The organism is Streptomyces sp. NPDC021356, from assembly GCF_040641015.1.
GTDB lineage: Bacteria > Actinomycetota > Actinomycetes > Streptomycetales > Streptomycetaceae > Streptomyces.
On sequence record NZ_JBFACU010000005.1, the window covers coordinates 1 to 21065 of the forward strand.

The 21065-nt window shown below is 71.6% G+C and carries 21 protein-coding genes; 1 reads left to right on the forward strand and 20 read right to left on the reverse strand.

What is annotated here, in order from left to right:
- The 13 genes from AB0G56_RS07755 to pyrR form a co-directional block, all read right to left on the reverse strand.
- Nucleotides 1-176: S-adenosylmethionine synthetase N-terminal domain-containing protein (locus AB0G56_RS07755; RefSeq protein ID WP_360966029.1), on the reverse strand; the 176-nt coding region annotated here is incomplete at its 3' end.
- A 240-nt stretch (nucleotides 177-416) separates the two neighbouring features.
- Nucleotides 417-1619 carry a bifunctional phosphopantothenoylcysteine decarboxylase/phosphopantothenate--cysteine ligase CoaBC gene (gene coaBC / locus AB0G56_RS07760; protein ID WP_360965250.1) on the reverse strand — a complete coding sequence of 401 codons (1203 nt, stop codon included), beginning with the start codon at nucleotides 1617-1619 and terminating at the stop codon, nucleotides 417-419.
- Nucleotides 1620-1759: 140 nt separating this feature from the next.
- Entirely contained in the window at nucleotides 1760-2032 is a 273-nt protein-coding gene (gene rpoZ, locus AB0G56_RS07765) for a DNA-directed RNA polymerase subunit omega (RefSeq protein WP_067025681.1), read from the reverse strand.
- Nucleotides 2033-2083: 51 nt separating this feature from the next.
- On the reverse strand, nucleotides 2084-2677 hold the full coding sequence (gene gmk, locus AB0G56_RS07770) for a guanylate kinase (protein ID WP_360965253.1): 594 nt from the start codon (nucleotides 2675-2677) through the stop codon (nucleotides 2084-2086).
- Nucleotides 2678-2736: 59 nt separating this feature from the next.
- Nucleotides 2737-3060, reverse strand: a complete 324-nt coding sequence (locus AB0G56_RS07775; RefSeq protein WP_003977346.1) for an integration host factor — start codon at nucleotides 3058-3060, stop codon at nucleotides 2737-2739.
- 288 nt (nucleotides 3061-3348) lie between these two features.
- Nucleotides 3349-4194 carry an orotidine-5'-phosphate decarboxylase gene (pyrF, locus tag AB0G56_RS07780; RefSeq protein WP_360965256.1) on the reverse strand — a complete coding sequence of 282 codons (846 nt, stop codon included), beginning with the start codon at nucleotides 4192-4194 and terminating at the stop codon, nucleotides 3349-3351.
- On the reverse strand, nucleotides 4191-5297 hold the full coding sequence (locus tag AB0G56_RS07785; protein ID WP_360966032.1) for a quinone-dependent dihydroorotate dehydrogenase: 1107 nt from the start codon (nucleotides 5295-5297) through the stop codon (nucleotides 4191-4193). The genes pyrF and AB0G56_RS07785 overlap by 4 nt, the downstream gene beginning before the upstream one ends.
- Before the next feature lie 102 nt (nucleotides 5298-5399).
- Nucleotides 5400-8708, reverse strand: a complete 3309-nt coding sequence (carB, locus tag AB0G56_RS07790; protein ID WP_360965259.1) for a carbamoyl-phosphate synthase large subunit — start codon at nucleotides 8706-8708, stop codon at nucleotides 5400-5402.
- A complete protein-coding gene (carA, locus tag AB0G56_RS07795) occupies nucleotides 8701-9873 on the reverse strand; it encodes a glutamine-hydrolyzing carbamoyl-phosphate synthase small subunit (protein ID WP_360965262.1) in 1173 nt (390 codons plus the stop codon). The genes carB and carA overlap by 8 nt, the downstream gene beginning before the upstream one ends.
- Nucleotides 9870-10475 carry a hypothetical protein gene (locus AB0G56_RS07800; protein WP_360965265.1) on the reverse strand — a complete coding sequence of 202 codons (606 nt, stop codon included), beginning with the start codon at nucleotides 10473-10475 and terminating at the stop codon, nucleotides 9870-9872. The genes carA and AB0G56_RS07800 overlap by 4 nt, the downstream gene beginning before the upstream one ends.
- Nucleotides 10472-11785 carry a dihydroorotase gene (locus AB0G56_RS07805; protein ID WP_360965268.1) on the reverse strand — a complete coding sequence of 438 codons (1314 nt, stop codon included), beginning with the start codon at nucleotides 11783-11785 and terminating at the stop codon, nucleotides 10472-10474. The genes AB0G56_RS07800 and AB0G56_RS07805 overlap by 4 nt, the downstream gene beginning before the upstream one ends.
- A gap of 6 nt (nucleotides 11786-11791) precedes the next feature.
- Nucleotides 11792-12826 (reverse strand): aspartate carbamoyltransferase catalytic subunit, encoded by a 1035-nt coding sequence (locus AB0G56_RS07810; protein WP_360965271.1) that lies wholly within the window; start codon nucleotides 12824-12826, stop codon nucleotides 11792-11794.
- Between the two features lie 135 nt (nucleotides 12827-12961).
- Nucleotides 12962-13558 (reverse strand): bifunctional pyr operon transcriptional regulator/uracil phosphoribosyltransferase PyrR, encoded by a 597-nt coding sequence (pyrR, locus tag AB0G56_RS07815; RefSeq protein WP_360965274.1) that lies wholly within the window; start codon nucleotides 13556-13558, stop codon nucleotides 12962-12964.
- Nucleotides 13559-13834: 276 nt separating this feature from the next.
- On the opposite strand from pyrR, the gene bldD reads away from it, so the two are divergent.
- Nucleotides 13835-14338, forward strand: coding sequence for a transcriptional regulator BldD (gene bldD, locus AB0G56_RS07820; RefSeq protein WP_006131213.1), 504 nt, complete (start codon nucleotides 13835-13837; stop codon nucleotides 14336-14338).
- Nucleotides 14339-14560: 222 nt separating this feature from the next.
- Here the strand turns inward: bldD and nusB are convergent, their stop codons facing one another.
- From nusB to aroC, 7 genes are all read right to left on the reverse strand, one after another.
- Nucleotides 14561-15004, reverse strand: a complete 444-nt coding sequence (gene nusB / locus AB0G56_RS07825; RefSeq protein WP_360965277.1) for a transcription antitermination factor NusB — start codon at nucleotides 15002-15004, stop codon at nucleotides 14561-14563.
- A 2-nt stretch (nucleotides 15005-15006) separates the two neighbouring features.
- Nucleotides 15007-15573 (reverse strand): elongation factor P, encoded by a 567-nt coding sequence (efp, locus tag AB0G56_RS07830; protein ID WP_018570203.1) that lies wholly within the window; start codon nucleotides 15571-15573, stop codon nucleotides 15007-15009.
- Between the two features lie 47 nt (nucleotides 15574-15620).
- Entirely contained in the window at nucleotides 15621-16727 is a 1107-nt protein-coding gene (locus AB0G56_RS07835; protein ID WP_360965280.1) for an aminopeptidase P family protein, read from the reverse strand.
- Nucleotides 16728-16873: 146 nt separating this feature from the next.
- Nucleotides 16874-17758 (reverse strand): Pro-rich N-terminal domain-containing protein, encoded by an 885-nt coding sequence (locus AB0G56_RS07840; RefSeq protein ID WP_360965283.1) that lies wholly within the window; start codon nucleotides 17756-17758, stop codon nucleotides 16874-16876.
- A gap of 329 nt (nucleotides 17759-18087) precedes the next feature.
- Entirely contained in the window at nucleotides 18088-19179 is a 1092-nt protein-coding gene (aroB, locus tag AB0G56_RS07845; RefSeq protein WP_360965286.1) for a 3-dehydroquinate synthase, read from the reverse strand.
- Complete coding sequence (locus AB0G56_RS07850; RefSeq protein WP_360965289.1) at nucleotides 19176-19694, reverse strand: shikimate kinase; 519 nt, start codon at nucleotides 19692-19694, stop codon at nucleotides 19176-19178. Before AB0G56_RS07850 ends, aroB begins: the two co-directional genes overlap by 4 nt.
- Complete coding sequence (aroC, locus tag AB0G56_RS07855; protein ID WP_360965292.1) at nucleotides 19691-20875, reverse strand: chorismate synthase; 1185 nt, start codon at nucleotides 20873-20875, stop codon at nucleotides 19691-19693. The genes AB0G56_RS07850 and aroC overlap by 4 nt, the downstream gene beginning before the upstream one ends.
- Nucleotides 20876-21065: the final 190 nt, after the last annotated feature.

A 21065-nucleotide genomic window follows, 5' to 3' on the forward strand; every position in this document is an offset into this window, starting at 1 on the left:
GTGGTGACCTCGCCGGCCACGTGCACCAGGCCGGTGGTGATCAGCGTCTCGACGGCGACCCGCGAGGACGGGTCCTCCCGCAGAAGCGCGTCGAGAATGGTGTCGCTGATCTGGTCAGCGATCTTGTCGGGGTGACCCTCGGTCACGGACTCCGAAGTGAACAGGCGACGGGACACAACGCTCCCTGTGGTTGCAGCGGCTGCTGGCTGATCATTGGCGGACGGCGCGGGGGGCTGCGCCCGGCGTCGTCCGAGAACAGTTTATCGGTCGCACTCGGCCGCCGGCCCACCTGTCTCGCCACTCGGGAGCCCTGTGACCTGCGGCACGGGCATTCTGCCCAATGCCCGGGGACATTGAACAGGGCCCCTGGGTGAGGGTGTGCGGTGTTCGAGTGGTGCGCGCCACGACGGAACCGATCAGTCCAGTCGGGCGGCGACCAGGTCCCACACGGTTTCGGCGAGGGCCTCCTTCGGCCCGTGGGGCACAGCGGTCTCGCCTCCGTCGGCGGCCAGCACCACGGCCTCGTTCTCCTCGGAGCCGAAGGTCCTGCGCTCCCCCACCTCGTTCACCACGAGGAGGTCGCAGCCCTTGCGCGCCAGCTTCCTGCGGCCGTTGGCGAGGACGTCGTCGGTCTCCGCGGCGAAGCCGACGATCACCTGCCCGGCCCGCGCCCGGTCGGCCGATATCTCGGCGAGGATGTCCGGATTGCGCACCAGGGCGATGGGCGCGGGTTCCTGGTCGTCCTTCTTCTTGATCTTCCCGGCCGCGTAGACCGCGGGGCGGAAGTCGGCGACGGCGGCGGCCATCACCACCGCGTCGGCGTCCGCCGCCGCCTTCAGTACCGCCTCGCGCAGTTGCACGGCGGTCTGTACCCGGACGAGGTCCACGCCCGCCGGATCGGGCAGGTCGGTGTGGGCGGCGACCAGGGTGACCCGGGCGCCCCGGGCCGCCGCGGTGCGCGCCAGCGCGTAGCCCTGCTTGCCGGAGGAGCGGTTGCCGAGGAAGCGGACGGGGTCGAGGGGCTCGCGGGTGCCGCCGGCGCTGACGACGACGTGCCGGCCGGCGAGATCGGGGGTGCCCGCGCCCCGGGCGAGGACGCGGCGGCAGACCTCGAAGATCTCCGCCGGGTCGGGCAGCCGCCCCTTGCCGGTGTCGACGCCGGTGAGGCGGCCGACGGCCGGCTCGACGACGAGGGCGCCGCGGCGGCGCAGCGTCGCCACGTTCTCCCGGGTGGCCGGGTGCTCCCACATCTCCGTGTGCATGGCGGGGGCGAAGACGACCGGGCAGCGGGCGGTGAGCAGCGTGTTCGTGAGCAGGTCGTCGGCGAGGCCGTGGGCGGCCTTGGCGAGCATGTCGGCGGTGGCCGGCGCGACGACGACCAGGTCCGCCTGCTGGCCGATGCGGACGTGCGGCACCTCGTGGACGTCGTCCCAGACCTCGGTGGCGACGGGGTTGCCGGACAGGGCGGACCAGGTGGCGGCGCCGACGAAGTGCAGCGCGGAGGCGGTCGGGACGACGCGCACCTCGTGCCCGGACTCGGTGAACCGGCGCAACAGCTCACAGGCCTTGTACGCGGCGATGCCGCCGCTGACCCCCAGAACGACCTTCGGCTTGTCCACCGTCTCTCCCTGACTCGGCCGCGGTGCGCCGGGTGCGGCGCACGCCTCCTATGACACACCACAGGCCCGGCAGTCGCGCTGCCGGGCCTGTGGAAAAACCTACCGCCGTCTGAAGATAAGACTTACTGCGCGGTGCCTTCTTACTGCGCGGGGCCTTCGATGGCCTCGGACGTCAGCAGACCGGCGTTGATCTCCCGCAGGGAGATGGAGAGCGGCTTCTCGTGGACGTGGGTGTCGACGAGCGGACCGACGTACTCGAGGAGGCCCTCGCCGAGCTGCGAGTAGTACGCGTTGATCTGGCGGGCCCGCTTGGCCGCGTAGATCACGAGGCTGTACTTCGAGTCGGTGGCCTCGAGGAGCTCGTCGATCGGCGGGTTGATGATGCCCTCGGGCGCGGAGATGGAAGAGGACACGCTCTACCTTCCGATGGATGGGAAAGAATCAGTCGTCATGATCGGTGACGATCACACGACGTCCATCAAGGCTAGCAGCTCGCGCGCCACGTCCTCGACGGAGGTGTTGACCAGGGTCTCGTCGAACTCGGACTCGGCGGCCAGCTCGACCTTCGCGACCTCCAGCCGGCGTTCGATCACCTCGGGCGGTTCGGTCCCCCGGCCGGTGAGCCTGCGCACCAGCTCCTCCCAGGAGGGCGGGGCCAGGAACACCAGCCGGCCCTCGGGCATGGACTCGCGGACCTGCCGGGCGCCCTGGAGGTCGATCTCCAGGAGGACCGGCACCCCGGCCTCCAGGTGCTCCAGCACGGCCGCACGCGGCGTGCCGTAGCGGTTGCCGGCGAACTCGGCCCACTCCAGCAGCTCACCGTTGGCGATCAGCTTGTCCATCTCCTCGTCGGTGACGAAGAAGTACTGGACGCCGTGCTGCTCGCCGGGGCGGGGCTTGCGGGTCGTCGCCGACACCGAGAGCCAGACCTCGGGGTGTTCCTTGCGCATATGAGCGACGACCGTGCTCTTGCCGACCCCGGAGGGGCCGGAGAGCACGGTCAGCCGCGGACGTGCGTCCGGGGGTACGGGGGTCGTCCCCCGGGGTGTTACAGCCATGCAGCGATTATTCCAGCAATACCGGAGTGCCCGGGACTCCAGCCCCGGGGCCCCGGACGTCAGGAACCGGTGCTGCCGAACTCACGCTCCAGGGAAGCGATCTGGTTGGAGCCGAGGCCGCGCACACGACGGCTCTCGGAGATGCCGAGCCGCTCCATGATCTGCTTGGCGCGGACCTTGCCCACGCCGGGCAGGGACTCCAGGAGAGCGGACACCTTCATCTTGCCGATGACGTCGTTCTCCTGGCCCTGCTTGATGACCTCGTGCAGGGAGGCGCCGGAGTGCTTCAGTCGATTCTTGACCTCGGCCCGCTCCCGGCGAGCCGCGGCGGCCTTTTCGAGCGCGGCTGCGCGCTGTTCAGGGGTAAGGGGCGGAAGAGCCACGCCTACGTCACCTCGGATGTCGAACTGTCGGATACGGACCGGTGAGGAACCTAGTCGCCCCACACCTGGGGAGCCACGAGCAACACGCTCGCCCGTGGTCCCCCACTGCCTTGAAGGGCGTGGGAGGTGCCCCCACTCGACGGAGACTAGCGGTCAAGGGCGCCAGAGTCAGCGAGAACAGCGGAAAAGTCCTGGTCAGCCTCGATGAGGTCGGACATTTAGGACATACTGCCCCTGATTTGAGAATGTATCCAGCCTCAGGACGTCGCCCGACCGTTCGTGCGGGCCTCAGGCGGCCGGCACCGCCCCGCGGATCTGGTCCGCGAAACGGTCCGCCGCGTCACGCAGCGCGACGACGTCGGGACCGTGACGCAGCACACCCCGGCTGACGTTCGGCACCACGTTGCGCACCGCCGCCCCGAAGACCGCGGGGAGATCCGCCGGAGTCGCCCCCTGCGCGCCGATCCCGGGCGCCAGCAGCGGCCCGTTGATGTCCAGGTCGTACGACGACAGGTCACCGAGCGTGGCGCCCACCACCGCGCCGAAGGAGCCCAGCGGGCTGTCACCGGCGTTCTCCCGCGCCAGGTGCGCGAGCATGGTCGCGCCCACGTTCCGGCCGTCCGAGCGCATGGCGTGCTGCACCTCGCCGCCCTCCGGGTTGGAGGTCAGCGCCAGCACGAACAGGCCCGCGCCGCTGCCCCGAGCCAGGTCCACGGCGGGCTTCAGGGACCCGTAGCCGAGGTAGGGCGAGACGGTCAGCGCGTCCGAGAACAGCGGCGCGTCCTTGCTCAGGAACGACTCGGCGTAGGCGGCCATGGTCGACCCGATGTCGCCGCGCTTGGCGTCCATGACGACCAGCGCGCCGGCCGCCCGCGCCTCCTGGACGGTCTTCTCCAGGACGGCGACGCCCCGCGAACCGAAGCGCTCGAAGAAGGCGCTCTGCGGCTTGAGGACGGCGACCCGCTCGGCGACCGCCTCGACGACGGTGCGGCTGAAGCGCTCCAGTCCGGCCACGTCGTCGTTCAGCCCCCACTCGGCGAGCAGGGAGGCGTGCGGGTCGATGCCGACGCAGAGCGGGCCGCGCTCGTCCATCGCGCGGCGCAGGCGCGTGCCGAAGGGCTCCAGAGGGCTCATGCGGACTTCCTCACGTCGGCGCCGACCGCGTCGGCGAGGGTGGCGTACGGGCTGGTGCGCAGGCGGGCGGCGAGGCCCTTGTGGATCGCACGGCCCCAGAAGGGCCCCTCGTAGATGAAGGCGCTGTAGCCCTGGACCAGGGTGGCGCCGGCCAGGATGCGCTGCCAGGCGTCCTCGGCGTTCTCGATGCCGCCGACGCCGATCAGGGTGATGCGGTCGCCCACGCGCGCGTAGAGGCGGCGCAGCACCTCCAGGGAGCGGGCCTTCAGCGGCGCGCCGGACAGTCCGCCGGTCTCCTTCACCAGGGCTGCGTTCGAGCGCAGGCCGAGGCCCTCGCGCGCGATGGTGGTGTTCGTGGCGATGATGCCGTCCAGGCCCAGTTCCACGGCCAGGTCGGCGACCGCGTCCACGTCCTCGTCGGCGAGGTCCGGCGCGATCTTGACCAGCAGCGGCACGCGGCGGGCGGGCACGGCGCGGTCGGCGGCCTCGCGCACCGCGCTCAGCAGCGGGCGCAGCGCCTCGGTGGCCTGGAGGTTGCGCAGCCCGGGGGTGTTGGGCGAGGAGACGTTGACGACCAGGTAGTCGGCGTGGGGCGCCAGGCGCTCGGCGGACTTCACGTAGTCGCCGACGGCCTCCTCCTCGGGGACGACCTTGGTCTTGCCGATGTTGACGCCTACGACGGTCCGGAAGACGGGCGTACGGGAGGCCAGGCGGGCCGCGACGGCCAGCGAGCCGTCGTTGTTGAAGCCCATGCGGTTGATGAGCGCGCGGTCCGCGACGAGCCGGAACAGCCGCTTCCCGGGATTGCCCGGCTGCGGCTCCCCCGTCACGGTGCCGACCTCGACGTGGTCGAAGCCCAGCATCGACATGCCGTCGATGGCGACGGCGTTCTTGTCGAAGCCGGCGGCGAGCCCGAAGGGGCCGTGCATGCGCAGGCCCAGGGCCTCGGTGCGCAGCTCCTTGTGGCGGGGCGCGAGGACGGCCGCGACGAAGGTGCGCAGCACGGGGACGCGGGCGGCGAGACGGATCCAGCGGAAGGCGAGGTGGTGGGCCTGTTCCGGGTCCATCCGCCGGAAGACGAGACGGAAGAAGAGCTTGTACATCGTGGAGAAGTCCTCGGGGGTGCTCATGAAGATCAGGAGTCTTCATGAAGAGGGGGCCTCATGAAGAGGGGGACACCGTTTCCGGTGTCCCCCTCGGGGTGGCTAGTCGCGGGCCGCGGTCAGGAACTCGGCGTGTTCCTGGAGCGATCGCACGCCCACGTCGCCGTGGTTGAGGGCGTCGATGCCCTGGACCGCCGCCGCGAGCGCCTGGACCGTCGTCAGGCACGGCACGGACCGCGCCACGGCCGCCGTGCGGATCTCGTAGCCGTCGAGGCGGCCGCCGGTGCCGTAGGGGGTGTTGACGATGAGGTCGACCTCGCCGTCGTGGATGAGCTGGACGATGGTCTTCTCGCCGTTCGGGCCGGTGCCCTCGGACTGCTTGCGCACGAGCGTGGCGTTGATGCCGTTGCGCTTGAGGACCTCGGCGGTGCCGGAGGTGGCGAGCAGTTCGAAGCCGTGGGCGACCAGCTCCCGGGCGGGGAAGATCATCGACCGCTTGTCGCGGTTGGCGACCGAGATGAACGCGCGGCCCTTGGTGGGCAGCGGTCCGTAGGCGCCCGCCTGCGACTTGGCGTAGGCCGTGCCGAAGACGGAGTCGATGCCCATGACCTCGCCGGTGGAGCGCATCTCCGGGCCGAGGACGGTGTCGACGCCGCGGCCGTGGATGTCGCGGAAGCGCGACCACGGCATGACGGCCTCCTTGACGGAGATCGGCGCGTCCAGCGGGATGGTGCCGCCGTCGCCGTTCTTCGGCAGCAGTCCCTCGGCGCGCAGCTCGGCGACGGTGGCGCCCAGCGAGATCCGGGCGGCGGCCTTCGCCAGTGGCACCGCGGTCGCCTTCGAGGTGAAGGGGACGGTGCGGGAGGCGCGCGGGTTGGCCTCCAGGACGTAGAGGATGTCGCCGGCCAGCGCGAACTGGATGTTGATCAGGCCGCGGACGCCGACACCCTTGGCGATGGCCTCGGTGGAGGCGCGCAGCCGCTTGATGTCGAAGCCGCCCAGCGTGATCGGGGGCAGGGCGCACGCCGAGTCGCCGGAGTGGATGCCGGCCTCCTCGATGTGCTCCATGACGCCGCCCAGGTACAGCTCCTCGCCGTCGTAGAGGGCGTCGACGTCGATCTCTATGGCGTCGTCGAGGAAGCGGTCGACGAGGACCGGCCGGGAGGGGCTGATCTCGGTCGACTCGGCGATGTAGGCCTCCAGGCGGGCCTCGTCGTAGACGATCTCCATGCCGCGTCCGCCCAGGACGTACGAGGGGCGGACGAGGACCGGGTAGCCGATCTCGTCGGCGATGGTCTTGGCCTGGGCGAACGTGGTGGCGGTGCCGTGCTTGGGGGCGGGCAGGCCGGCCTCCGCGAGGACCTGGCCGAAGGCGCCGCGGTCCTCGGCCGCGTGGATCGCCTCGGGCGAGGTGCCGACGATCGGCACGCCGTTGTCCTTGAGCGCCTGGGAGAGGCCGAGGGGGGTCTGGCCGCCGAGCTGGACGACGACGCCGGCGACCGGTCCGGCCTGCTGCTCGGCGTGGACGATCTCCAGGACGTCCTCCAGGGTGAGCGGCTCGAAGTACAGCCGGTCGGAGGTGTCGTAGTCGGTGGAGACGGTCTCCGGGTTGCAGTTGACCATCACGGTCTCGTACCCGGCGTCGCTCAGCGCGAAGGAGGCGTGGACGCAGGAGTAGTCGAACTCGATGCCCTGGCCGATGCGGTTGGGGCCGGAGCCCAGGATGATCACCGCGGGCCTCTCGCGCGGGGCGACCTCGGTCTCCTCGTCGTAGGACGAGTAGAAGTACGGGGTCCGCGCGGCGAACTCGGCGGCGCAGGTGTCGACCGTCTTGTAGACCGGGCGGATGCCGAGCGCGTGGCGGACCTCGCGGACGACGTCCTCGCGCAGACCGCGGATCTCGGCGATCTGCTGGTCGGAGAAGCCGTGCCGCTTGGCCTCGGCGAGCAGGTCGGCGGTCAGCTCGGGGGCCTCGGCCAGTTCGTCGGCGGTCTCCTTGATCAGGAAGAGCTGGTCGACGAACCAGGGGTCGATCTTGGTGTACTCGAAGATCTCCTCCGGCGTGGCGCCCGCGCGGACGGCCTGCATGACCGTGTTGATCCGGCCGTCGGTGGGCCGGACGGCCTGCTCCAGGAGCGCCTGCTTGTCACCCGTCTCGCCGGTGAAGGTGAACTGGCTGCCCTTCTTCTCCAGGGAGCGCAGCGCCTTCTGGAAGGCCTCGGTGAAGTTGCGGCCGATGGCCATGGCCTCGCCGACCGACTTCATGGTGGTGGTGAGGGTGGAGTCCGCGCTCGGGAACTTCTCGAAGGCGAACCGCGGGGCCTTGACGACCACGTAGTCGAGGGTCGGCTCGAAGGAGGCCGGGGTCTCCTGCGTGATGTCGTTGGGGATCTCGTCGAGGGTGTAGCCGACGGCGAGCTTGGCGGCGATCTTGGCGATCGGGAAGCCGGTCGCCTTGGAGGCGAGCGCCGAGGAGCGGGAGACACGGGGGTTCATCTCGATGACGATGACCCGGCCGTCCTCGGGGTTGACGGCGAACTGGATGTTGCAGCCGCCGGTGTCGACGCCGACCTCGCGGATGATGGCGATGCCCATGTCGCGCAGCACCTGGTACTCGCGGTCGGTCAGCGTCATCGCCGGGGCGACGGTGATCGAGTCGCCGGTGTGCACGCCCATCGGGTCGAAGTTCTCGATGGAGCAGACGACCACGACGTTGTCGCTCTTGTCGCGCATCAGCTCCAGCTCGTACTCCTTCCAGCCGAGGATGGACTCCTCCAGGAGGACCTCGGTGGTCGGGGAGAGCGTGAGGCCGGTGCCCGCGATGCGGCGCAGCTCCTCCTCGTCGTGGGCGAAGCCGGAGCCGGCACCGCCCATGGTGAAGGAGGGGCGGACGACGACCGGATAGCCGCCCAGCTCGTCGACGCCGGCGAGGACGTCGTCCATGGTGTGGCAGATGACCGAGCGGGCGGACTCGCCGTGCCCGATCTTGCGGCGGACCTCCTCCACGACCTCCTTGAACTGGTCGCGGTCCTCGCCCTTGTGGATGGCCTCGACGTTGGCGCCGATCAGCTCGACGCCGTACTTGGCCAGGACGCCGTTCTCGTGCAGCGAGATGGCGGTGTTCAGGGCCGTCTGGCCGCCCAGGGTGGGCAGCAGGGCGTCGGGGCGCTCCTTGGCGATGATCTTCTCGACGAACTCGGGGGTGATCGGTTCGACGTAGGTGGCGTCGGCGATCTCCGGGTCGGTCATGATCGTCGCCGGGTTGGAGTTCACGAGGACGACCCTGAGACCCTCGGCCTTCAGGACGCGGCACGCCTGGGTGCCGGAGTAGTCGAACTCGGCGGCCTGGCCGATGACGATCGGGCCGGAGCCGATGACCAGGACGGACTGGATATCGGTGCGCTTAGGCACGCTGGCCCTCCATCAGGACTGTGCTCATCAAAGAGGTGAAGCGGTCGAACAGGTAGGCGGCGTCGTGCGGGCCGGCCGCCGCTTCGGGGTGGTACTGGACGCTGAAGGCCGGCTTGTCGAGGAGCTGGAGGCCCTCCACCACGTTGTCGTTCAGGCAGACGTGGGAGACCTCGGCGCGGCCGAAGGGGGTCTCGGAGACCTTGTCGGTCGGGGCGTCCACGGCGAAGCCGTGGTTGTGCGCGGTGACCTCGACCTTGCCGGTCGTACGGTCCTGCACGGGCTGGTTGATGCCGCGGTGGCCGTACTTCAGCTTGTAGGTGCCGAAGCCGAGCGCGCGGCCGAGGATCTGGTTGCCGAAGCAGATGCCGAACAGCGGCGTGCCGCGCTCCAGGACCCCCCGCATCACGGAGACCGGGTGGTCGGCGGTGGCCGGGTCGCCGGGGCCGTTGGAGAAGAACACGCCGTCCGGCTGGACCGCGTACACGTCCTCCAGGGTGGCCGTGGCGGGCAGCACGTGGACCTCGATGCCGCGCTCGGCCATACGGTGCGGGGTCATGCCCTTGATGCCGAGGTCGACGGCGGCGACGGTGAACTTCTTCGCGCCGATCGCGGGGACGACGTACGCCTCCTTGGTGGCGACCTCCGCGGACAGGTCCGCGCCGGCCATCTCGGGGGCCTCCTGGACGCGGGCCAGCAGCGCGGCCTCGTCCTGGACGGCGTCGCCGCTGAAGATGCCGACGCGCATGGCGCCGCGCTCGCGCAGGTGGCGGGTGAGGGCGCGGGTGTCGATGCCGCTGATGCCGACGACGCCCTGCGCGGCCAGCTCCTCGTCGAGGGAGCGGCGGGAGCGCCAGTTGGAGGGCACGCGCGCGGGGTCGCGGACGACGTAGCCGGCCACCCAGATGCGCTGCGACTCGGGGTCCTCGTCGTTGACGCCGGTGTTGCCGACGTGCGGGGCGGTCATGACGACGACCTGGCGGTGGTACGACGGGTCGGTGAGGGTCTCCTGGTAGCCGGTCATGCCGGTGGAGAACACGGCCTCGCCGAACGTCTCCCCCACGGCTCCGTAGGCGCGGCCCCGGAAGACCCGGCCGTCCTCCAGGACGAGTACGGCGGGAAGCGCCCTCTGCCTGCGCGAGGCGTTCCCCTGGATGGAGGTGGTCATCGTTCGACGCCTTCCGTGGTGTTCGTTTCGAGCTTCGTTTCGGTCATGGAGCCGAGGGCGGCGACCCACTCGGTGTGCTCGGCCGCCCGGTCGGAGCGGAACCCCGAGTCGAGCAGCCTGCCGCCGTGTTCCCAGGTCACCACCAGCAGGCCGCCCTCGGTGAGGACCTTGCCGGCGATGCCCTTGTCGAGCCGGGCCCCGCGCAGCTGCGCCGCCGGGACGAAGAAGTCGCTCGCGCCGGGGCGCACGACGTCCAGTCCCGCGTCGGTCAGGGTCAGCTCGACCCGGCTGCGGGTGCCCAGGCCGTGCGCCACGATGCGGTCGAGCCACTGACCGGCCGTGGTGGAGCCGTGGTAGCGGCCCGTCATCGTCAGTTTCGCCGGGCCGGGCTCCCGCGGCGCGCCGGGCAGCTCCGGCAGGTCGCTCTGGAGCGTGCCGCGCCACTTCCAGCCCTCGCGCATCAGCCAGTAGACGAGGGCGACGAAGAGGGCGAGGCCGATCAGCCAGCCGATCCGTCCGCCCCAGTCGGTGACCGTCGCCGACTTCTCCCCGGCGGCGAGGTGGGTGGTGAGCCCGGCTGAGAGCAGTGTTGCAGGTGTCACGTGAGCTTCCCGTCGACGAGCGTGGCCTTGCCCCGGAGCCACGTGTGGGTGACACGGCCCGGCAGCTCGCGTCCCTCGTACGGGGTGTTGCGGCTGCGCGAGGCGAAGCCCGCGGGGTCCACCTGCCCACGGTATTCCGTGTCGACGAGGGTGAGGTTGGCGGGCTCGCCTGGCGAGACGGGACGGCCGTGGCCGGCGGCCCGCCCGATCCGGGCCGGCGTGATCGACATGCGGTCGGCGACGCCCGCCCAGCTCAGCAGGCCGGTGTCGACCATGGTCTCCTGGACCACCGACAGGGCCGTCTCCAGGCCGACCATGCCCATGGCGGCGGCGGCCCACTCGCAGTCCTTGTCCTCGTGCGGGTGCGGGGCGTGGTCGGTGGCGACGATGTCGATCGTGCCGTCGGCGAGCGCCTCGCGCAGCGCCAGCACGTCGTGCTCGGTGCGCAGCGGCGGATTGACCTTGTAGACCGGGTTGTACGTCCGCACCAGCTCGTCGGTGAGGAGGAGGTGGTGCGGGGTGACCTCGGCGGTGACCTGGATGCCGCGGGACTTGGCCCAGCGGACGATCTCGACGCTGCCGGCGGTCGACAGGTGGCAGATGTGGACGCGGGAGCCGACGTGCTCGGCGAGCAGCACGTCGCGGGCGATGACCGACTCCTCGGCGACGGCCGGCCAACCGCCCAGGCCCAGCTCCGCGGAGACGACGCCCTCGTTCATCTGGGCGCCCTCGGTGAGGCGGGGCTCCTGCGCGTGCTGGGCGACGACGCCGCCGAAGGCCTTCACGTACTCCAGGGCCCGGCGCATGATCACCGCGTCGTCGACGCACTTGCCGTCGTCGGAGAATACGGTGACCCCGGCGGCCGACTCGTGCATGGCGCCCAGCTCGGCGAGCTTCCTGCCCTCCAGGCCGACGGTGACGGCGCCGATGGGCTGCACGTCGCAGTAGCCGTGCTCGCGGCCGAGCCGCCACACCTGCTCGACCACGCCGGCGGTGTCCGCGACGGGGAAGGTGTTGGCCATGGCGAACACGGCGGTGTAGCCGCCGCTCGCGGCGGCGCGGGTGCCGGTGAGGACGGTCTCGGAGTCCTCGCGGCCCGGCTCGCGCAGGTGGGTGTGAAGGTCGACCAGGCCCGGCAGGAGCACCTTGCCGCCGGCCTCGACGACCTCGACTCCTTCGGAGCCCAGGCCGGTGCCGCTCCAGTCGATCTCGCCCTGCCGGGCGGTGGCCTCGATGACCTCGCCGTCGATCAGGACGTCCTGCGGCTCGCCGCCGAGCACCTTCGCACCACGGATCAGGATCTTGCTCATGCTGTCTTACTTCTCCTCGTCCGCGGTAATGCTGTGCGCGGAGCGCTCGTTGGAAGGGTGGTGGTGGGAGACGGGCGGGCGGGTGTGGGTGACGGCGGGCTCGTTGCCTCCGAGCAGCAGGTACAGGACGGCCATCCGGATGGAGACGCCGTTGGCGACCTGCTCGACGACCGTGCAGCGCGGGGAGTCGGCGACCTCGGCGGTGATCTCCATGCCGCGGACCATCGGGCCGGGGTGCATCACGAGGGCGTGCTCGGGCATCTTCGCCATGCGGTCGCCGTCGAGGCCGTAGCGCCGCGAGTACTCGCGCTCGGTGGGGAAGAAGGCGGCGTTCATGCGCTCGCGCTGGACGCGGAGCATCATCACCGCGTCGGATTTCGCCAGCGTGGTGTCGAGGTCGTACGACACCTCGCAGGGCCAGGTCTCGACGCCGACCGGCACCAGGGTGGGCGGGGCCACGAGGGTGACCTCGGCGCCGAGGGTGTGCAGGAGGTCGACGTTGGAGCGGGCGACCCGGCTGTGCAGGACGTCACCGACGATCGTGATGCGCCTGCCGGACAGGTCCTGGCCGAGGCCGGTGTCCCGGCCGAGGAGGCGGCGGCGCATGGTGAACGCGTCGAGCAGGGCCTGGGTGGGGTGCTGGTGGGTGCCGTCGCCCGCGTTGATGACGGCGGCGTCGATCCAGCCGGAGTTGGCCAGGCGGTAGGGGGCTCCGGAGGCGCCGTGCCGGATGACCACGGCGTCGACGCCCATGGCCTCCAGCGTCTGGGCGGTGTCCTTCAGGGACTCGCCCTTGGAGACGCTCGATCCCTTGGCGGTGAAGTTGATGACGTCGGCGGAGAGGCGCTTCTCGGCGGCCTCGAAGGAGATCCGGGTGCGGGTGGAGTCCTCGAAGAAGAGGTTCACCACGGTGCGGCCGCGCAGGGTCGGCAGCTTTTTGATCGGCCGGTCGGCGACCCGGGCCATCTCCTCGGCGGTGTCGAGGATCAGGACGGCGTCGTCGCGGGTGAGGTCGGCGGCCGAGATGAGATGACGCTGCATCTGTCAGGCTCCGTAAGGCAGTTCTATGGGGGCACGGGGGTCTTGGGCCCCCGGAGAGCACAGCCGGGCACGAGGGTGCGCGGGGGCACCGGCACGGGACGTACGGCGGGCGGGCGGTACGTACGCGCGCGTGGGCTACGGCTGCGGCTCGCCCGGGGCGGCCGGCTTGGCACCGAGCAGCACGGTGTCGCGACCGTCCTCCTCGGCGAGCTGGACCTTGACCGTCTCCCGCAGCGACGTGGGGAGGTTCTTGCCGACGTAGTCGGCGCGGATGGGCAGTTCGCGGTGGCCGCGGTCGACGAGGACGGCGAGCTGCACCGCGCGGGGGCGCCCGATGTCGTTCAGCGCGTCGAGGGCGGCGCGGATGGTGCGGCCCGAGAAGAGGACGTCGTCGACGAGGACGACGAGGCGGCCGTCGATGCCGTCACCGGGGATCTCCGTGCGGGCCAGCGCGCGCGGCGGGTGCATGCGCAGGTCGTCGCGGTACATGGTGATGTCGAGCGAGCCGACCGGGACCTTGCGCTCGGTGATCTGTTCGAGCTTGGCGGCGAGCCGCTGGGCGAGGAAGACGCCGCGGGTCGGAATGCCGAGGAGTACCACGTCGTCGGCGCCCTTGGCGCGCTCGACGATCTCATGGGCGATGCGGGTCAGTACGCGGGCGATGTCGGGGCCTTCGAGAACGGGCCGTGCATCGGACGCCTGCGGACCGGCGTGTGTGTCCTGCTTGTCCATACGAAACGGACCTCCTTCTCCGCCTCACGGGACGGACCTTAAAGGACGTCGGAATTGCGCCATCCACGGTAGCAGGTGCCGGGGACCGCACCGACCACCTCCGGCCACGTTCGCGTCACCCGTTCGGCGCAATGCACCGGCGTTAGCACGGAAGGGGCGGTGTGGACCATTCGGCTTGACGCGGCAGAGTAACGCTGCGTAACCTCACAGTGAGTTACCAGCCGCCCGGCGTGGCAGCCGAGCCAGGCCGCGTCGACACAGTGTCCGGGGAGCCATATGTCCAGCGAATACGCCAAACAGCTCGGGGCCAAGCTCCGGGCCATCCGCACCCAGCAGGGCCTTTCCCTCCACGGTGTCGAGGAGAAGAGCCAGGGCCGCTGGAAAGCGGTCGTGGTCGGTTCGTACGAGCGCGGCGACCGCGCCGTGACCGTGCAGCGCCTCGCCGAGCTGGCGGACTTCTACGGGGTCCCGGTGCAGGAGCTGCTGCCGGGCACCACCCCCGGCGGTGCCGCCGAGCCCCCGCCGAAGCTGGTCCTGGACCTGGAGCGGCTGGCCACGGTGCCGGCCGAGAAGGCGGGCCCGCTGCAGCGGTACGCGGCGACCATCCAGTCCCAGCGCGGTGACTACAACGGCAAGGTGCTCTCGATCCGCCAGGACGACCTGCGCACCCTCGCCGTGATCTACGACCAGTCGCCCTCGGTCCTCACCGAGCAGCTGATCAGCTGGGGCGTCCTGGACGCGGACGCGCGCCGCGCCGTCGCCTCCCACGAGGACGCCTGAGTCCCACCGGCTCCGACGGAACCGCCGGGCCCAGCAGAAACGTGCCGCCGGGGTGGCCGGAACTACATGGTTCCGGCCACCCCGGCGGCTTTCTGCGGGCCTCCGGGTCCTCGGCGGCCCCCGAGGACCGGCCGCGCACGTCGAGGGCCGCACCGGCCCCACACGCCCGAGGGCCCCGCAGCGTCGATGCTGCGGGGCCCTCGGGCGTGTGCGTGCCTCTTGCTACGCCTCGTCGCTCGCGTCGCGGCGCAGCGAGGGCTTGAGGTCCTTCAGCCGGCCGAGCAGACCGTTGACGAAGGAGGGCGACTCGTCCGTGGAGAACTCCTTGGCCAGCTGCACCATCTCGTCCAGCACGACGGCGTCCGGCGTCTCGTCGACCCAGATCAGCTCGTAGGCACCGAGTCGCAGGATGTTGCGGTCGACGACCGGCATCCGGTCCAGCGTCCAGCCGACCGCGTACTGCGCGATCAGCTCGTCGATCCGCCGCTCGTGCTCGGCGTACCCCTCGACCAGCTGCATCGTGTACTCGCTGACCGGCGGCTGCCGGGTGTCGGACCGGGAGAGCCGGACCCAGTCCGCGAGGACCGTGAGGACGTCGACGCCGCGCTGGTCACCCTCGAAGAGGATCTGGAAGGCGCGCTTGCGGGCCGTGTTGCGGGCAGCCACGGTTAGCTGTTCACCCGGCCGAGGTAGTCGCTCGTACGGGTGTCGACCTTGATCTTCTCACCGGTGGTGATGAAGAGCGGGACCTGGATCTGGTGGCCGGTCTCCAGCGTGGCGGGCTTGGTGCCGCCGGTGGAGCGGTCGCCCTGGACGCCCGGCTCGGTCTCCTGGACGACCAGTTCGACGGCGGCCGGCAGCTCGACGAAGAGCACCTCGCCCTCGTGCTGGGCGACGGTGGCGCTGAAGCCCTCGATCAGGAAGTTGGCGGCGTCGCCGACGGCCTTGCGGTCGACCATCAGCTGGTCGTAGGTCTCCATGTCCATGAAGACGAAGTACTCGCCGTCCATGTACGAGAACTGCATGTCGCGCTTGTCGACGGTGGCCGTCTCGACCTTGACACCGGCGTTGAAGGTCTTGTCGACGACCTTGCCGGAGAGCACGTTCTTGAGCTTGGTGCGCACGAAGGCCGGGCCCTTGCCGGGCTTGACGTGCTGGAACTCGACGACGGACCAGAGCTGGCCGCCTTCGAGCTTGAGCACCAGGCCGTTCTTGAGGTCGTTCGTGGAAGCCACGGTTGCGGAATCTCCTGGACTGACGTACGACCCCGGCGCGCGCACTCCTACAGCGCGAGCAGCTCCTTGGTCGTGATGGTGAGTAGCTCGGGTCCGCCGTCCGCCTCGGGGCGTACGACGAGCGTGTCATCGATCCGGACACCGCCCCGGCCCGGGAGGTGGACCCCCGGTTCGACGGTGACCGGCACGCAAGCGTCCAGTTTACCCATGGCCGCGGGCGCAAGCTGAGGGTCCTCGTCGATTTCGAGTCCGACCCCGTGCCCCGTGAGGGGTTGCAGGCCTTCGGCGTACCCGGCGCAGTCCAGCACCTGCCGGGCGGCGCGGTCCACGTCGCGGTAGGCGGCGCCCGGCGTCAGCGCCTCCCGCCCGGCCCGCTGGGCCGCGAAGACCAGGTCGTACAGCTGGATCTGCCAGTCCGCGGGGGACGTGCCGATCACGAACGTACGGCCGATCTCGCAGCGGTAGCCGCGGTAGGCGGCGCCCAGGCACACGGAGAGGAAGTCGCCCTCCTCGACCCGCCGGTCGGTGGGCCGGTGCCCGCGGCGCCCCGAGTTCGGGCCGGTGGCCACCGAGGTCGGGAAGGCGGGGCCGTCGGCGCCGTGGTCGACGAGCCGTCGCTCCAGCTCCAGGGCGAGATGGCGTTCGGTGCGGCCGACGAGGATGGACTCCAGCAGTTCGCCGAGGGCCTGGTCGGCGATCTCGGCGCCGATCCGCAGGCAGGAGATCTCCTCCTCGTCCTTGACCACCCTCAGCTGTTCCACCGCGCTGCCCAGGTCGGCGATGCGCAGGTGCGGGGCGACCGAGGAGAGCGCCCGGTGGCGGGCCACGGTGAGGTGGTGCTCCTCGATCGCGAGCGAGTCGGCACCCTGGGCCCGGGCGAGGTCGGCGGCGGCGACGGCCGCATCGCCACCGGGCTGGGGCAGGACCCGCACCCCCAGGGCTTCGTCGGGACGCCCCTCACCGGGCCGGTCGTCCGGTGTGCTCCGGCACACCAGCAGGTCCTCGCGCTTTCCGAGGAGCAGGACGGCACCGTGCGGGGCTGCTCCCGCGAGGTACCGCACGTTGGCGGGACGAGTCACCAGCGCCGCCGCGCTGCCGCCCGCGTTGCAGCGCTCCCGTAGCCGGGTCCGGCGGGCCGCGTACACCTCTGACATGAACCGAGCGTAAGAGCCGTGACCGGATATCGCCGTTCGGGAGGGCCGAGTGGGCGGCGGGCGCGGGTGCGGGCGGGTGCCGCCCGGGGCGGCCCCCTGCTCGGTGGCGTGTAAGCGCCCGACGGGGTGCCTCCGCGCGCCCCTCGTCACCAGGCGGGCGGGCTCGCTATCGAGCGGGTCAGCACCTCGTCCAGGACGCGGGCCGTGGTCGGGACGTCGAGCTGGGAGTTGTCGATGATGGGCAGGCCGGAGCCGTACCAGCCGGCCATGCGGCCGTGGATGCGGGCGACCTCCTCGTCGGTGAGGCGGCGGTTGCCGCTGCGCTCCGCGTTGCGTTCCAGGACGATGTCCAGTCCGGGCAGGAGGACCACGGGGAGCAGCCCCGGCCCCACATGCCGTTTCCAGCCACCGAGACCGACGACCGGCCGGTCCGGGAAGACGGCGTCGTCGAGGATGCAGGAGATGCCGTTGGCGAGGAAGTTGCGCGCGGCGAAGCCGCAGGTGCGGCGGGCCAGGCGGTACTGCGCCTCCGAGTGGTCGTTCCAGCCCGACCGGGGGTCGGCGAAGCCGGAGCGCACCCACTCGCGGACGTCGTCCAGGCTGATGTGCGCGGTGGGGACCCGGCGGTGCTCGGCCCAGTACTTGGCGACGCTGGTCTTGCCGGCCCCCGCGGGGCCGATGAGCAGCACCGCGAGCGTGGTGGTCGTCGGGTCGGGCACGGCCTGGGCGGGCGGCGGGGCCGGCCTGGCGACCGGGCCGCCCGGCGGCAGCTGGACGTGGCCGCTGACGTCCGGCGGGGGCGGCGGCGCGACAGGCGCGGCGGACGCCTGATCCGGTGGCAGCGGCGGATGCCGGTCGGCCGGGGCTCCCGGGTGGCCCGGCACGGGAGGCGGGGGCGGCACGGCGCCCGGGGCCTGGTGCGCTCCCGGGGGGTGCGGTCCCGGGTGATGTGCGGCCGGTGACCAGCCGAGGGCCGGTCCGTGCCCCGGCTGGTGGGGCGGCGGCAGCGGAGAACCCACTGCGTGCTGCATCCGGTGCCACTCCGTCTCGTACAAGGCAATGGGCGCTGGCAGCGGGCCGAAACCCGCTCCCTACCGAACGGTACCGTCCCCGGCCGCCCTGTGGTGAACGGCCGGGGCCCGCCCGAAGTGCCCGCTCGCGCAAGGCGAATGGGACGGATCGCGCTCGGCGGGACTTAGAGCTGCGAACAAAAGTGGGTTCCGATCAGCGGGCGGTGTCCGGTGCGTGCGATCGCAAGGCGCCGGAAGGTCCTTGTAGCGGAGCTACCAGGGCCTTTCGGCAACGCGGCGAGGGCGCGTGCCGGGCGCCGCCCGCCGGGGCCCCCTTTTGTTCGCAGCTCTTACTGCCCCACCTCGCCGTAGGCGGCGAGCAGCACGGCCGGGTCCGGGCCCTCCAGGACGGTGGGCTTGGCGAGGCCGTCGAGCACGATGAAACGCAGCAGGTTGCCCCGGGACTTCTTGTCGACCTTCATGGTCTCCAGCAGCTTGGGCCACTGGTCGTAGCGGTAGTGCAGGGGCAGGCCCACCGATTCCAGGACGCTGCGGTGGCGGTCGGCCGTCGCGTCGTCCAGCCGGCCCGCGAGGCGCCCGAGTTCGGCGGCGAAGTGCATGCCGACGGCGACGGCCGCGCCGTGCCGCCACTTGTACCGCTCGTTCTTCTCGATGGCGTGGCCGAGCGTGTGGCCGTAGTTGAGGATCTCCCTGAGGCCCGACTCCTTCAGGTCCGCGGAGACGACGTCCGCCTTGACCCTGATGGAGCGTTCGATCAGCTCGGCCGTGTGCGGCCCGGCCGGGGTGCGGGCGGCCTGCGGATCGGCCTCGACGAGGTCCAGGATCACCGGGTCGGCGATGAAGCCCGCCTTGATGACCTCCGCGAGCCCGGAGACGTAGTCGTTGACCGGGAGGGAGTCGAGCGCGGCCAGGTCGCACAGCACGCCCGCGGGCGGGTGGAAGGCGCCCACCAGGTTCTTGCCCTCGGCGGTGTTGATGCCGGTCTTGCCGCCGACGGCCGCGTCCACCATGGCGAGCACGGTCGTCGGCACGGCGACCCAGCGCACGCCGCGCAGCCAGGTGGCGGCCACGAACCCGGCCAGGTCCGTGGTGGCGCCGCCGCCCACGCCGACGATCACGTCGGAGCGGGTGAACCCGGACTGGCCGAGCGCCTTCCAGCAGTAGGCGGCGACCTCGGCGGTCTTTGCCTCCTCCGCGTTCGGCACCTGGACGGCGATGGCCTCGTAGCCCTGCCCGGCCAGGTCGGCGCGGAGCGCGTCCCCGGTCTCGGCGAGCGCCTCGGGGTGGACGACGGCGACCCGCTGGGCCCTGTCGCCGATCAGACCGGCCAGTTCACCCAGGAGCTGACGGCCGACCAGCACGTCGTAGGGCTCGGTACCGGCGGTGCCGCCGATGTGGACCCGCGTCACTGCCTCACTCATGCTTCCTTCAACTCCACAGCGTCCAGGACGGATTGGGCGACCTCTTCGGGGGCGCGGCCGTCGGTCGCCACGACCGCCGCGGCGACCTCCTCGTACAGGTGCCGGCGGGCCTGCATCAACTCGCGCCACTGTTTGCGCGGGTTGACGGCGAGCAGCGGGCGGGCCACGTTCAGACCGGTGCGCCGGACGGCTTCCTCGACGTCCATCGACAGGTAGACGACGGGCAGTTTGGCGAGCAGCGCGCGTGTGTCGGGGTCGAGGACGGCCCCGCCGCCCAGCGCCAGCACGCCGTCGTGTTCGGCCAGTGCCCGGCGTACCGCCTGCTTCTCCAGCGCGCGGAAGGCGCTCTCGCCGTCGTCGACGAAGATCTCGGCGATGGTGCGGCCCTGCTCGGCGACGATGTCGTCGTCGGTGTCCCGGTAGGCGACGCCGAGGCGGTCGGCCAGCAGCTGCCCGACGGTCGACTTGCCGACGCCCATGGGGCCGACGAGGACGACGAGCGGCGTCCCGGTCACCGGATCGCCAGGTGGTCGAGGTAGGAGCGCACGTTGCGGCGGGTCTCGGGCACGCTGTCACCGCCGAACTTCTCGGCGACGGCGTCGGCGAGGACGAGGGCCACCATGGCCTCCGCCACGATCCCGGCCGCAGGCACCGCGCACACGTCGGAACGCTGGTGGTGGGCCTGTGCCGCCTCGCCGGTGGCCACGTCGATGGTCTGCAGGGCGCGCGGCACGGTGGCGATCGGCTTCATCGCGGCGCGCACGCGCAGCAGCTCGCCCGTGGTGAGGCCGCCCTCGGTGCCGCCGGAGCGGCCCGTGGCGCGCTTGATCCCCTCGGCCGTGGTCAGGATCTCGTCGTGCGCCTGCGAGCCGGGCACCCGGGCGAGGTCGAAGCCGTCGCCGACCTCGACGCCCTTGATCGCCTGGATGCCCATGAGGGCGGCGGCGAGCCGGGCGTCAAGACGCCGGTCCCAGTGCACGTGCGAGCCGAGGCCGACGGGGACGCCGTAGGCCAGGACCTCCACGACACCGCCGAGCGTGTCGCCGTCCTTGTGGGCCTGGTCGATCTCGGCGACCATAGCCTCGGAGGCGTCCGCGTCCAGGCAGCGCACCGGGTCGGCGTCCAGCTTCTCCACGTCGGCCGGGGTCGGGTACACCCCGTAGGGCGCTTTCGCCGACGCCAGCTCCACCACGTGGGAGACGATCTCGAGGCCGGCCGTCTCCTTCAGGTACGACCGCGCCACCGCGCCCAGGGCGACACGCGCGGCGGTCTCGCGGGCGGAGGCCCGCTCCAGGATCGGGCGCGCCTCGTCGAAGCCGTACTTCTGCATGCCGGCCAGGTCCGCGTGGCCGGGGCGGGGGCGGGTCAGCGGCGCGTTGCGCGCCAGCTCGGCCAGTTCGGCGGGGTCCACCGGGTCGGCCGCCATGACCTTTTCCCACTTCGGCCACTCGGTGTTGCCCACCATGACGGCCACCGGGGATCCGAGGGTGAGCCCGTGCCGGACGCCGCCGAGGAAGGTGACCTCGTCCCGCTCGAACTTCATGCGCGCGCCGCGGCCGTACCCCAGGCGCCGGCGCGCGAGGTGGTCCGCCACCATGTCGGTGGTGATGGGCACGCCGGCGGGAAGGCCCTCCAGCGTCGCGACAAGTGCGGGTCCGTGGGACTCCCCCGCGGTCAGCCAACGCAACCTGCTCAACGATGCTCCTCATGCTCGCGCCTGGAACTGCGACGGCGCGACCGGGTGCGCGGCCCTGGCCCGCCACCTCAGATCCTCCCACGTCCGGGCCCGGAGTCCGGCCGCCGGTCCAGCAGGCGGACGCCGCCGGACGGCACCCGGACCGGACGGAGCGTCCTGTCCGTACGCGGAAGGGGCGTTGCCCTCAGGG